Origin of the sequence: Qipengyuania oceanensis, assembly GCF_009827535.1 — a bacterium.
GTDB classification, from domain to species: domain Bacteria; phylum Pseudomonadota; class Alphaproteobacteria; order Sphingomonadales; family Sphingomonadaceae; genus Qipengyuania_C; species Qipengyuania_C oceanensis.
The window spans coordinates 1,987,428-2,000,542 of sequence record NZ_WTYN01000001.1 but is presented as its reverse complement, the minus strand read 5'-3'; the positions used below and the strand labels follow the sequence as shown (position 1 = coordinate 2,000,542).

Annotated in this window: 8 protein-coding genes; 7 read left to right on the top strand and 1 reads right to left on the bottom strand. The window is 65.8% G+C overall.

Features of this window, described 5'->3' with window-relative positions; all coding sequences use genetic code 11:
- Positions 1-163: 163 nt before the first annotated feature.
- The 3 genes from GRI48_RS09680 to GRI48_RS09670 all read left to right on the top strand — a co-directional run bounded on the left by GRI48_RS09680 (position 164) and on the right by GRI48_RS09670 (position 5,044).
- Positions 164-1,861: a class I adenylate-forming enzyme family protein gene (locus GRI48_RS09680; protein WP_160674664.1), complete on the top strand. Its 1,698-nt coding sequence runs from the start codon at positions 164-166 to the stop codon at positions 1,859-1,861.
- Positions 1,858-4,617: a [protein-PII] uridylyltransferase gene (locus tag GRI48_RS09675; protein WP_160674661.1), complete on the top strand. Its 2,760-nt coding sequence runs from the start codon at positions 1,858-1,860 to the stop codon at positions 4,615-4,617. Before GRI48_RS09680 ends, GRI48_RS09675 begins: the two co-directional genes overlap by 4 nt.
- 202 nt (positions 4,618-4,819) lie before the next feature.
- Positions 4,820-5,044: a hypothetical protein gene (locus tag GRI48_RS09670; protein WP_160674658.1), complete on the top strand. Its 225-nt coding sequence runs from the start codon at positions 4,820-4,822 to the stop codon at positions 5,042-5,044.
- A 39-nt stretch (positions 5,045-5,083) separates the two neighbouring features.
- Here the strand turns inward: GRI48_RS09670 and GRI48_RS09665 are convergent, their stop codons facing one another.
- On the bottom strand, positions 5,084-5,746 hold the full coding sequence (locus GRI48_RS09665) for a YggS family pyridoxal phosphate-dependent enzyme (protein ID WP_160674655.1): 663 nt from the start codon (positions 5,744-5,746) through the stop codon (positions 5,084-5,086).
- Positions 5,747-5,768: 22 nt separating this feature from the next.
- Between GRI48_RS09665 and GRI48_RS09660 the strand changes: the two genes are divergently transcribed.
- The 4 genes from GRI48_RS09660 (at position 5,769) to GRI48_RS09645 (ending at position 13,094) form a co-directional block, all read left to right on the top strand.
- The gene (locus GRI48_RS09660) at positions 5,769-6,305 is read left to right on the top strand and encodes a thiamine phosphate synthase (protein WP_337190800.1); all 537 of its coding nucleotides are present in this window, start codon (positions 5,769-5,771) and stop codon (positions 6,303-6,305) included.
- Between the two features lie 55 nt (positions 6,306-6,360).
- Complete coding sequence (locus GRI48_RS09655; protein ID WP_160674649.1) at positions 6,361-8,718, top strand: FtsK/SpoIIIE family DNA translocase; 2,358 nt, start codon at positions 6,361-6,363, stop codon at positions 8,716-8,718.
- Between the two features lie 12 nt (positions 8,719-8,730).
- Entirely contained in the window at positions 8,731-10,335 is a 1,605-nt protein-coding gene (locus GRI48_RS09650) for a DUF389 domain-containing protein (RefSeq protein ID WP_237451800.1), read from the top strand.
- Between the two features lie 110 nt (positions 10,336-10,445).
- Entirely contained in the window at positions 10,446-13,094 is a 2,649-nt protein-coding gene (locus tag GRI48_RS09645; protein WP_160674646.1) for a M1 family metallopeptidase, read from the top strand.
- Positions 13,095-13,115: the final 21 nt, after the last annotated feature.

Below are 13,115 nucleotides of genomic sequence, written 5' to 3'. Positions count from 1 at the left end.
AGCAAGTTGCGAACCCCCTAGGAATGGTTCGACGCCACGCGGCATCGTTCGCGCGGCTTTTGGCATAGCAGGGGGTTTGGGGAAACCCTGCGCGCACATGCCCATTTCAGACAGCGAAGGCCGATAGCGGCTGCGCACCGATTGGAGAGGACCAGACACGACCATGCCGACCGAACTCGACAAGGATATCGAACGCATCACCAACGCTGTCACCGCCCCGGGACAGATGTTCGAACTCAAGGATATCGATCGGCGCGGGGTCAAGATGCCCGCCTTCGTGAACGCGCCGCCCAGCCTCTCGCATTATTTCGCGCACTTCTGCAACGAGCACAAGGACGCGCTCTTCCTCGTCGACGGCGACAAGCGGATGACCTTCGGCGAAGTCTACGCCGCTGCACGCAACGTCGCGCACGGCCTTGCCACCAGGCAGGGCGTCCGGAAAGGCGACCGGGTCGGGATTGCCGCGCGCAACTCGATCGGCTGGATCGTCAGCTACATGGGCACGCTGATGGCGGGCGGCTGCGCCACTTTGCTCAACGGCTGGTGGACGGGCGAGGAACTCGCCTACGGCATCAACCTGTGCGAATGCTCTCTGGTGCTGGCCGACGCGCAGCGCGCCGCCCGGCTTGAAGGCGAGGAACATTGCGCCAAGGTCGTGGTGTTCGACCACGACGCAGACCTCGCCAAGGGGCTTTCCGAATACTGGGCCGAAGGCGACACCGCGATGGCGATGCTCGGCGAGCTCGGCCCGGAAGACCTGGCCACGATCCTCTACACCTCCGGCTCGACCGGTTTTCCCAAGGGGGCCTACTCGGATCATCTCGGGGTCGTCAGCGGGGTGATGAACTACGTCGCGCAGACCGCGATGATCGTGCAGCTGTTCACCGAGCGTGGCGAGATGCCGACAGTCCAGCCCTCCGCGCTGATCACTGTGCCGCTATTCCACGTCACCGGCGAAGTGCCGCTGTTCCTCCAGAGCCTCGCGATGGGGCGCAAGCTCGTGCTGATGCCCAGGTGGGACGCCGGCGAGGCGCTGCGACTGCTGGCCGAAGAACAGGTGACCTATTTCGTCGGCGTGCCGCTGATGAGCTACGAGATCGCCAACCACCCGGACCGCGAGAAATACGACCTGTCGGCATGCAAGACCTTTGCCGCCGGCGGCGCGCCCCGCCCGCCCGAGCACGTGAAGAAGATCCGCGAGGCCTTTCCCGAAGGCTTCCCGGTGCTCGGCTACGGCCTGACCGAAACCAATGGCGTCGGCGCGGGCAATCTCAACGAGAACTACCTCGCCAAACCCGGCTCGACCGGGATGCCCTCGAAACCGCTGGTCGACATGGCAATCCTCGACGATGCCGGAAAGCCGCTGCCGGCGGGGCAGGTGGGCGAGGTCTCGATCCGCTCGGTCTGCAATTTCAACGGCTACTGGCGCAACGAGGAAGCGACTGCCGCAGCATTCACCGACGACGGTTATTTCCGCACCGGCGACCTCGGCTACATGGACGAGGACGACTATCTCTTCATCGTCGATCGCAAGAAGGACATCATCATCCGCGGCGGCGAGAACATCGCCTGCATCGAGGTGGAGGAATCGATCTATTCGCACCCCGCGGTCGCCGAATGCAGCGTGTTCGGCCTGCCCGACGAACGGCTGGGTGAAGTCGTCGCGGCGGTCTATTTCGTTCGCGAGGGCGAGAGCCTGTCACCGGAAGAACTGACCGCGTTCCTGCGCGATCACATCGCACCCTTCAAGGTGCCGCAGCACCTGTGGCAGAGCGAGGAACCGCTGCCGCGGCTGGGCACGCAGAAGGTCGACAAGCGCACCGTCAAGGCGGCCTATCAGGGCCAGGTCGAGGCCGCTTGAACGATCTCGGCATCCCGAGGCAGCGCGAGATCATCGACCGGCGAGCGCTGGCCGAGGCGATCGCCGCCGCGTGGGAAGCCGAGGGGGAAAAGTCGCGCCCGGCGGTCGTCGCGATCCTGAAGCAGGCGCTCGACGACGGGCGTGCGGAGATAGCCCGCCGCCTGGACGCGAAGCCTTCCGCCGGGCACGAATGCACCGCCGGGCAGAGCTTTCTGATCGATCAACTGGTCCGGCTGATCTACGATCACATCGTCGCCCACGTCTATCCGCCGGGAAACCGGTTGCAGGGCGAGCGGCTGACGATCATGGCGGTCGGCGGATACGGGCGCGCGGAAATGGCGCCGCATTCGGACGTGGACATCGCCTTCCTGACCCCCGGCAAGCGCGTGCCGTGGTGCGAGCAGGTGATCGAATCGATCCTCTATTTCCTGTGGGACCTGCAGCTCAAGGTCGGGCATTCGAGCCGGACGATCGACGATTCGATACGCCTCGCGCGCGAGGACGTAACGATCCGCACCGCGCTGCTCGAAGGGCGTTACGTGTGGGGCGACCAGGAACTCTACGACGAGGCTTCGCACCGTTTCCGCAAGGATGTCGTCGCCGGCACGGAACGCGAATTCGTCGCCGACAAGCTGGCCGAGCGCAACGACCGGCACAAGCGCATGGGCGACAGCCGCTATGTCGTCGAACCCAATGTGAAGGACGGCAAGGGCGGGCTGCGCGACCTGCAGACGCTCTACTGGATCGGAAAATACATCCACCGGGTCAGGAGCGCCGCCGACCTCGTCGATGCCGAGCTTTTCACCCAGGCCGAATATCGCAGCTTCCGCCGCGCCGAGGGCTTCCTGCTGGCGGTGCGCTGTCACATGCACATCATTACCGGGCGCGCAGAGGACCGGCTTACCTTCGACCTGCAACGCGAAGTCGCCGAGCGGATGAATTTCGCCGACCGGCCCGGCAAGAGCGCGGTCGAGCGCTTCATGCAGTATTATTTCCTGCAGGCGAAGCGGGTCGGCAGCCTGACCGGCATCTTCCTGGCGCACATCGACGAGACCTTCGCGAAGCGTCGCCGCCGCACCGGCTTGCTCGCCGGCTTCAATCCCAAGCCTCGCATGCTCAAGGGGTACAAGGTCGATGGTGGCCGGATCGCGGCGCCGTCCGACGACTGGTTTCGCAAGGACCCGGTCCGGCTGATCGAGATCTTCCAGATCGCGGAGGAACACCAGCTCGAAATCCACCCGGAAACGATGCGCATCGCGGACCGCGACAGCGGGCTGATCCGGCGCGAGGTGCGCGACGATCCGCGCGCGAATGCCCTGTTCCTCGATCTGCTGTGCGGCCGCAACGATCCCGAGATGGTGCTGCGCTGGATGAACGAAGCGAGCGTCTTCGGCCGCTTCGTGCCCGATTTCGGCAAGGTCAACGCGCAGATGCAGTTCGACATGTATCATCACTACACGGTCGACGAACACACGATCCGCGCGATCGGCCTGCTGAACCAGATCGAGAAGGGCGAGCTGAAAGTCGATCACCCGCGCGCGACCAAGCTGATTCACAAGCTGGCTTCGCGCCGCGCTCTCTATGTCGCGGTGCTGCTCCACGATATCGCCAAAGGGCGTGGCGGCGACCATTCGGTGCTCGGCGCGGACGTCGCCGAGGAACTGTGCCCGCGCTTCGGGCTCGATGATGCGGAAACCGAACTCGTCGCCTGGCTCGTTCGCTTCCATCTGCTGATGAGTTCGACCGCGCAGAAGCGCGACCTGACCGATCCCAAGACGATCGAGGATTTCGTCGGCGAAGTGCAAAGCCTCGAGCGGCTCAAGAACCTCGCCATCCTGACCGCGGTGGATATTCGCGCGGTCGGCCCGGGGACGTGGAACAGCTGGAAGGGCCAGCTGATCGGGGAACTCTACGACGCGGCGCAGGAGCGTTTGCGACTGGGCCACGTCCGGCACGGTCGCAAGGAGCGGGTCGAGGCGAAGAAGGCAATGGTGCGCGAGCGGCTGGGAGAGCGCGCCGCGCTGGTCGACGAGATCGGCGGCCTGCTGGACGATGCCTACTGGATCGCCGAGCCGGACGACATCATCGCGCTCAACCTCGTCCAGTACCAGGTGGCGCGCGAGATCGAGGAACACCTCTCGATCCATTGCGAATACTACGAAGCACGCGGGGCGACGCTGGTGAGCATCATTGCCGCCGACCACCCGGGCCTGTTCTATCGCATCGCGGGCGGCATCCACCTTGCCGGCGGCAACATCATCGATGCGCGGATCCACACCTCGCGGCGCGGCTATGCGGTCGACAATTTCCTGGTGCAGGATCCCCTCGGCCAACCTTTCCGCGAGGATGGCCAGATCGAACGGCTGCGCAAGTCGATCGCCGATGCGCTGGGCAACCGGATCGAACTCGTGCCCCGGCTCGCGCAGCGCCCGCTGGCGAGGAACCGCGCCAAGGCCTTCGACGTGCGCCCGCGCGTGGTGTTCGACAATAGCGCCTCCAACCGCTTCACCGTGCTGGAAGTGACCGCGCGCGACCGCCCGGCCTTGCTGAACCGGCTCGCGCGCGCCTTGTTCGAAAGCAACCTCGTGGTCCATTCGGCGCATGTCACGAATTACGGCGAGCGGGCGACCGACACGTTCTACGTCACCGATCTCACCGGCCACAAGGTCGAGGGCAAGGGGCGGATGAGCCAGATCGAGGAGCGCCTGCTCGAAGCTGCGAGCGACGAGCGGCAGGCCGAACTCGAAGACGCGTGAACCAGCGGTTTGCCGGGCGATGGACAAGCATCCATCATCGGGGTGATCGTTCAGTGTGAGCCGATAAAGGCGTTGGCCAGGCTTGGCACGAAGAGCTTAGATAGAAGCTATCGAGCTGGCCCATTCACCAATTACCGGGCCTGGCTGATCGGAGACAACAATGCCTTTGAGGCGTGAGAAAGCAAAACGCGAGCTTAAGCAAATGCTGCTGATAGTCCTCGGCGCCGGCGTTCTCATGGTCGTCGGCGCCCTGTTCTTCCTCAGTAGCCAGGGGCCGGTTTCGATCCACATGGTCGTAGCGACGATACTGGGTGTGTTCGTGTCCGTTCTTCTGGGTACCGGCCTTTTCGCGCTGGCCTTCTTCAGCGACAAGAGTGGCCACGACGAAAACGTGACCGACGCAACCAAGCCCCACGAGCGGCCCTGAATCGCTTCCGCGAACCAGGGGTCTATCTGCGCGCTCGCGTCACCCCCGCTGCCCGAACAGCGCCGTTCCAACCCTGACATGCGTTGCCCCGAGCATGATGGCGGTCTCGTAATCGCCGCTCATGCCCATGCTCCGCCCGGTAAGCCCGTTGTCCGCCGCCAGCCTGTCGAGCAGCGCGAAGAATGGAGCGGGTTCGATATCGAAGGGCGGAATGCACATGAGGCCGGCGACCGGAATGCCCGCCTCGCGCGCCTGTGCCAGCAGGTCGGGCAGTTCGGCGATCGCGCAGCCACCCTTCTGTTCTTCCTCTCCGACATCGACCTGCACGAAGCACGGGACGCGCCTGCCTGCCTTGTCCATTGCCTTGCCGAGCGCCTTGACCAGGCTCGACCGGTCGACCGAATGGATGCAGTCGAACAGCGCCACCGCATCGTCTGCCTTGTTGCTTTGCAGCTGCCCGATCAGGTGCAGCTCGACGTCGGGATAGCGCTGGCGCAGCGCAGGCCACTTGCCCTGCGCTTCCTGAACGCGGTTCTCGCCGAATACGCGATGACCGGCCTGCAGCAACGGCTCGATGGCCTCTGGCGGATGCGTCTTGCTGACTGCGATCAGCGTGACTTCGCCGGTTTCGCGACGCGCGCGCTTGCAGGCGAGCGCTATGTTCGCTTCGACTTCTTCGAGTGCTGTGGCTGGTGCTTCCATCGCGCGCCGCTATAGCGAGGCGGTGACGGATAGGAAGGCCCTCCCCCACCTCTGGCTGATCTCCGACGAGCGCAACGACAGCGTGCTGGAACAGGCGCTGGTCCGGATGCCGCGCGGCAGCGGCTTCATCTACCGGCACTATCACCTTCCCGACCGCGAACGCTGGCAGCGATTCCGCAAGCTGCGTCACCTGGCGAAGGCGCGCGGCCATGTAGTGGTCCTCGCCGACAGCGCGCTGACGGCGCGCGAATGGGGAGCCGACGGGATCTATGGCGCGCCGCGCAGCCTCGTTCCGCGCCGGCGCGAACTGCTGCACCTCGCGACTGCCCACGACCTGGCAGAGATCGGCCTTGCAAACAGGCTCGGCGCGGACGCGGTGCTCCTCTCGCCGGTCTTCGGGACGCGCTCGCACGAAGGCGCGGCCACGCTCGGGCCGGCGCTCTTTCGCCTGCTTGCCCGGCACGCGCGACTTCCGGTCATCGCGCTCGGCGGAATGACGTCCGCCAAGGCACGTGTGCTCGATTGGCCACGCTGGGCCGCTATCGACGGGCTTTCTTGACGGCGAGTCCCCGCTCTGCGAATCTCTCCCGCGATTACGGATAGGGGAAGCACACATGGCAAGCCGCGCGATGAGCCGGAGCAACGTCGACTGGCGGGCCGCCTTCCGTCGTTCGCTGCGCCGTGCGGGCCAGATAACGGGTGCCGGCCTGCTGTTCGCGCTGATGGTGTTCATCGGCCTGGCGGTGGCGAGCTATACCCAGACCGATCCGAGCGCATCGACCGCGGCATCTGGCAACGACATCCGTAACTGGATGGGCGCGCCGGGTGCCTGGGCCTCGGACAAGCTGCTCTATCTGTTCGGCCTGCCCGGCCTGCTGCTGCTGCCGTTCCTCTATGTCGCCGCCCGCAACCTCATCCGCGGAGTCGAGGACGAAGAGGACGAGACCGACTATCGCTGGTGGCTGCCGCTCGGCATGCTGATGCTGGCGATCGTGCTGGTCGGGACCGTGCTTGCGCTGGCGATCCCGGGGGTCGGCGGCTCGCTTCCGGCGAGCCTCGGCGGCACCGCAGGACTGCTGGGTGCGCGCGTGACAGAAGCAATCGGTGCGCGTTTCGGCCCCGAGATCGAGGGCTGGGTCGTCCTGGGCCTTGCAACCGCATGGCTGGCCGCGGGGATCGCGCTGGCGACCCGCGTTTTCGCGATCGACTGGGGCCGCCTGTTCACCCTGCCCAATTTCCTGGGCAATCTGTTCCACCGTTCGAGCCGCGTGATCGAGGCCGACGCTGCCTACAAGCCGGTCAAGACCAGGCGCGTGCGCAAGAGCGAGACGGCGGAGGAGGACGACGAGGCAGCCACCGCCATCGCGCCGCGCCGGGCACCCGAAATCACCGATCCGAGTGCCCCGCCCCGGCCCGCGAAAGCCAAGCCCAAGGCGCAGCAGAAGGACCTGTTCGCCAATTACGAGCTGCCGAGCCTGGAACTGCTTACCGATCCGCCGGCGAACAATGCGCCCAAGCTCGACAAGATGGCGCTGGAGCGCAACGCGCGCCTGCTCGAGAACGTGCTCGACGATTTCAACGTCAAGGGCGAGATCACCGCTGTCCGCACCGGCCCGGTCGTGACCATGTACGAGCTGGAGCCTGCACCCGGGATCAAGGCGAGCCGCGTGGTCGGCCTCGCCGAGGACATCGCCCGCAACATGAGCGCGATCTCGGCGCGCGTTTCGTCGATTCCCGGCAAGACCGTGCTCGGCATCGAACTGCCCAATGCCGATCGCCAGATGGTCGCTCTGAAAGAGCTGATGGCGAGCGAGGCTTTCGCCGACAACAAGGGCAATCTGCCGATCATCCTGGGCAAGGACATTGCGGGCGAGCCGATCGTGGCCGACCTTGCCGCCATGCCGCACCTGCTGGTCGCGGGGACCACCGGTTCGGGCAAGTCGGTCGGTCTGAACTGCATCCTGATGAGCCTGCTCTACCGGTTCACGCCGGCTGAATGCCGCTTGATCCTGATCGATCCCAAGGTGCTCGAACTCAAGAGCTACGACGATATCCCGCACTTGCTCTCGCCGGTCGTGACCGAGCCGCACAAGTCGGTTCGCGCACTGAAATGGGCGGTCGAGGAAATGGAGCGCCGCTATCGCATGATGTCGAGCATCGGCGCCCGCAACATCGGCGGCTTCAACGACCGGGTGAAGACCGCGATCGCCAAGGGCAAGCCGCTGGGCCGCCGGGTGCAGACCGGCTTCGACCCGGACACCGGCGAGGAACTGTTCGAGGAAGAACAGCTCGATTACGAGGTGCTGCCGCAGATCGTGCTGATCGTCGACGAGCTCGCCGACCTGATGGTCACCGTCGGCAAGGAAATCGAAGTGCTGATCCAGCGCCTAAGCCAGAAGTCGCGCGCGGCTGGCATCCACCTGATCATGGCGACGCAGCGCCCCTCGGTCGACGTCATCACCGGCGTCATCAAGGCCAACCTGCCGACCCGCATCAGCTTCAACGTCACCAGCCGGATCGACAGCCGGACCATCCTGGGCGAACAGGGCGCGGAACAGCTGCTCGGGCGCGGCGACATGCTCTACAAGCCGTCGACCGGGGCGCTGGTGCGCGTCCACGGGCCGTTCGTCTCAGACGAGGAAGTCGAGGAAGTGGCGAGCCACTGGCGCGGCCAGGGCAGCCCGGACTACATCGATGCGGTCACCGAAGAGCCCGAAGATGGCGGTGGCTTCAACTTCGAGGACGAGTTCACCGCCTCGGACAATCCCGACGAGCGCAAGTATCGCCAGGCCTGCCAGATCGTGATCGAGAACCAGAAGGCATCGGGTTCGTGGCTCCAGCGGCAGATGGGTGTCGGTTACAACACGGCGGCCAAGTGGATCGAGCGGATGGAGTCCGAAGGCCTCGTCGGCCCTGCCAACCACGTCGGCCGGCGCGAGATTTTCCGCGACCAGGACGGCAACCCGCTGTAGTCGCGCCGCCGCATGGACAGCCCCACGACCACCTCCGGCAAACAACGCGCCGATAGCGAGCCCGCAGAAGAAGCGCTCGGTCGGCCCGATCCCACCGCCATGGAACAGGCGGAACGGGTCGCCAGCTGGGTCTACAGTCCGATCGGCCGCGCCATCGCGCCGATCCGCGGCTGGTGGCAGCGCGACGTGCGCGACAGCATCGACCAGCAGGCGGTGATCGCCAAGATCGCTTCCGAAAGCCCGGCGACGCCGCGTTATATCTTCATGACGACGATGTCGGCGGGCATCGCGATCCTGGGCCTGCTGCTCAGTTCCCCCGCGGTCGTCATCGGGGCCATGCTGCTCTCGCCGTTGATGAACCCGATCCTCGGCGTCGGATTCGCGCTGGCGTCGGGCAAGCAGAAGTGGCTGCGGATCAGCGCCAAGTCGCTGGCCATCGGTTCGATCGTGGCGGTCGGGTTCAGCGCGCTTATCGTGCTGGTCTCGCCGCTACAGACGGTCACCGAGGAGATCGCCTCGCGCACCCGGCCCAATATCTTCGACCTGATGGTGGCGCTGTTTTCCTCGCTCGCCGGCAGTTATGCGATGATCCGCGGGCGCGAGGGGACAATCGTCGGCGTCGCCATCGCGACCGCCCTCATGCCGCCGCTCGCGGTCGTCGGTTTCGGCCTGGCGACGCTCAACTGGACCGTGTTCGGCGGCGCACTGGCGCTCTACGTGACCAACTTCCTGACCATTGCATTGACGGCAACCGTCATGGCGCGGCTTTACGGCTTCAGGACCACGCTTTCGAGCCGGCAGGGCTGGTTTCAGAGCATCGGGATCTTCGTCGTGTTCGTGGCGCTCGCCATTCCGCTTTTCCTGTCGCTGCGACAGATCGTCACCGAGACGAACGGGACGCGCATCGCGCGCACGGCGATCACCGCTGCCTTTCCGCCCAAGGCACGGATCAGCTCGTTGGAGATCGACTGGGACAGCAGTCCGGTGGGCATCACCGCGACGGTCCTGACGCCGGAATTCCGGTCGGGCGCCAATGCCAGTGTCACTGCCGAAGTCGAGCGCCAGCTCGGCGAAAATGCCAACGTGTCGATCGACCAGTTCCGGGTCGGCGCAAATCCGGGCGCTGCCGAGCAGGCCGAGCTTGCCCGGGCTCGCGCTGCCGAGCAGGAAGCCGCGACCGAACGCCAGATCGCGACCATGACCAGCGAGCTCGCGCTCGTCGCCGGGGTCGGCAAGGAAGACGTCACGATCGACCGGAGCAACCGGCGCGCGATGGTCACGGCAAGGCCGCTCGACGGGCTGACATTGTCCGGATACCGCGCGCTCGAACAGCGGATCTCCGCCAGCGTGGCCGGCTGGAGCGTGCAACTGCGCCCGCCGCTGGTCGCGCTGCCCGACATCCCCGTGGAAGACGGCAAGGTGCCCGACAGCGCGACCGACCAACTGCACCTGCTCGAATGGGCGGCGCGGCGCACCGGAACCCCGGTTTCGCTCGCGGGGCCGGAGGCGCCGGTGGCAGCGCTGGCGGAGCGGTTGCGCTCGCGCGGATCGATCGTGGTGATCGAGCCCGACGGCCCTTCCAACCGCATCGTCACCAGCTGGACCGTGGCGGAATAGGCGGCGCAGTCGGCGCTTGCAAAACCGGTTTCAACTGTTAGCAGTTGCGCTATCGGACGGGGCGGGCCGGAGGGACTGACGGCTTGCCCTTTCCTTTTCCGGGAGAATGTATGCGCCGTCGCTTTTCCGCAGTGCTCGCACTGTCCGCTTCGCTCTTCGCCACCACCGCAGCCATTGCCGCAGAAGAGCCGCCCGTCGGCGAATTGAGCGATCGCGCCGCGCCCAGATCCTATCGCATCGACATGGCCGTCGACCCGGCGAAGGAAACCTTCAGCGGGCACACCGAAATCGACATGACGCTGAACGAGGCGACCAGCCGCCTCTACCTGCACGGGATGGGGCTCGACATGCACTCGGTCAGCGCCGTCGCGTCCGATGGCAGCGTGATCGGCGCGACCTACGAACAGGTCCTGACCACCGGCGTCGCCGCGCTCGATTTCGCACGCGAACTGCCCGCCGGGGACTACCGGCTCGTGTTCGACTACAGCTCGCAGTTCAGGGTCGGCGCGGAGGGGCTCTACCGTGTCCAGGTCGGCGACAAGTGGTACGCGTGGACGCAGATGGAGCCGTTCGATGCGCGGCGGATGTTCCCTGGCTTCGACGAACCCCGCCACAAGACGCCCTACCAGATCTCCATCACCGTGCCGAAGGACCAGTGGGCCTATGCCAATACGCCGCTGGTGCGCGAGCGTCCGCTGGCAGGCGACCGGGTGCGCTACGATTTCGCCCCGACCAAGCCGCTGCCGAGCTATCTGGTGGCGCTCGCGGTCGGTGATTTCACCGAGAAGGGCCTGACCGTCCCGGCCAACGAAGTCAGGAAAAGGCCTCTCGAACTGCGGCACATCGCGACCGCGGGGCAGGAAGACAAGCTCGCTTACGGCCTGTCGGAAACGCCCGAGATCCTCGGGCTGCTCGAGAACTATTTCGGCATCGAATATCCTTACGAAAAGCTCGACCAGATCGCCTCGCCGATCATGGGCGGCGCGATGGAGAACGCCGGGCTCATCACCTACATGGACCCGTTGCTGCTGATGGGCGAGGATGCGCCCAATTCGCAGAAGGCGAGTTTCGGCAACGTCGTCGCGCACGAGCTGGCGCACCAGTGGTTCGGCAATCTGGTCACCCCGCGCTGGTGGGACGACATCTGGCTGAACGAGGCCTTCGCCAGCTGGATGGGCGACAAGATCGGCGAAGCCTGGGATCCGAGCCTCGGGATCGGGGTCGCGCAGATTTCCGGTGCGCTCGCCACGATGGACGACGATTCGCGCACCATCGGGCGTCCGATCCACCAGGAAGTCCTGCGCAACGAGGACATCAAGGCGACTTTCGACGGAATCACCTACCAGAAGGGCGGCCACGTCCTCGGCATGTTCGAAAGCTACCTCGGCGAACAGGCCTTCCAAGCGGGCGTCCGCCGACACTTGCAGCGGTTCGCCTGGGGCAATGCCACGGCCGAGGAATTCTACGACTCGATCGGCAGCGTGTCGGACGACCCGCGCATCGTTCCCGCGTTCCAGAGCTTCACCAGCCAGCGCGGCGTGCCCCTGGTTACCGTGACCCGCAAGGGCGACGGATATGCAATCGCCCAATCGCACTTCACGCCGATCGGGGTCGAGCGCGAAAGCATGTCGCAGTGGATCATCCCGGTCTGCGCGAGCAACGGGATCAAGCAGGAATGCACCTTGCTCGACGGCAAGAGCGGGGATCTGCCCGGCTTCGACGTGGGCAAGGGCGCGTATCTGATGCCCAACGCCGGAGGCAACGGCTATTACCGTTTCGCGCTGCCCGAACAGGACTGGAGCCGGCTGATCGCGGCTGCCCCCGGCCTGCCCGCGCGCGAAGCACTGGCGGTTGCCGACAGCGCCTATGCCGGCTTCATGGCCGGCGCGACCGATTTCAGCCAGGTTCTCGCTACGGCGAGAGTCCTTGCAGCCCACCCGGAAGCAGATGTCGCCGCCTTCATCCCCGGCAAGCTGTCGAGCCTCAAGAACCGGCTGATGACGGCACAGGATCGCAAGAACTACGCCGCCTTCATCCGCTCGCTCTACTCCGAGCGGCTGGCGAGCCTCGGCACCGATTTCTCGCGCGGTGCCTACGCGAGCGAAGATCCCGAAGTGTCCTCGCTCCGCCAGCGCCTGGTCGCTTTCCTTTTCGGCTCCGGCGAGGATGAGGCTCTGCGCGACAAGCTCGCCGCGGCAGCTGCAGCGTCGCTCGCCGGAGACGCCGATGCGCTCGACCCGGCATACCAGGCGCAGGCTTTCTCGGCTTACGTACAGCAAGGCGGCCAGCCGGCTTCGCAGCGCCTGTTCGAAGCGGTTCTCGCCAGCACGGACTCGCGCTTCCGGCAGGCGGGGGTGCAGGCACTGGGCGGCATCGATCGCCCGGACCTCGCGCCCTACGTCTTCGGCCTGACCGACAATCCCAAGCTCAACAGCCTCGAGAAGATCTACACGCTGTTCCCGCTCCTCGGCTCACCCGCCACGCGGCAGGCGACCTTCGACTACGCGGTGGCGAACTTCGACACCGTGGCCGACTGGTTCTCCGGCTTCGGCAACCAGATGTTCGGGCTGGGCGGCGGGTTCTGCAGCGCCAGCGAAGCGGAAGCGGTCCAGGCCGCGCTGACACCCTTCATCGCCAGCCAGGGCAGCGGCCAGCTCGATCTCGATCGTTCGCTGGCAGTCGTGCGGGAATGCGCGGCGCTGCGGGAAGCAGTCGGCGACCAGATCACGCGGGGACTGGCGGAAGCTGCCGCAAAGTGATCCGCGCAGCATTGTGACGGA

Bases quoted from the DNA above. Each gene is read 5' to 3' on its own strand.
- GRI48_RS09680 (WP_160674664.1), top strand. From the start codon at position 164: ATGCCGACCGAACTCGACAAGGATATCGAACGCATCACCAACGCTGTC.
- GRI48_RS09670 (WP_160674658.1), top strand. From the start codon at position 4,820: ATGCTGCTGATAGTCCTCGGCGCCGGCGTTCTCATGGTCGTCGGCGCC.
- GRI48_RS09665 (WP_160674655.1), bottom strand. From the start codon at position 5,746: ATGGAAGCACCAGCCACAGCACTCGAAGAAGTCGAAGCGAACATAGCG.
- GRI48_RS09655 (WP_160674649.1), top strand. From the start codon at position 6,361: ATGGCAAGCCGCGCGATGAGCCGGAGCAACGTCGACTGGCGGGCCGCC.
- GRI48_RS09650 (WP_237451800.1), top strand. From the start codon at position 8,731: ATGGACAGCCCCACGACCACCTCCGGCAAACAACGCGCCGATAGCGAG.
- GRI48_RS09645 (WP_160674646.1), top strand. From the start codon at position 10,446: ATGCGCCGTCGCTTTTCCGCAGTGCTCGCACTGTCCGCTTCGCTCTTC.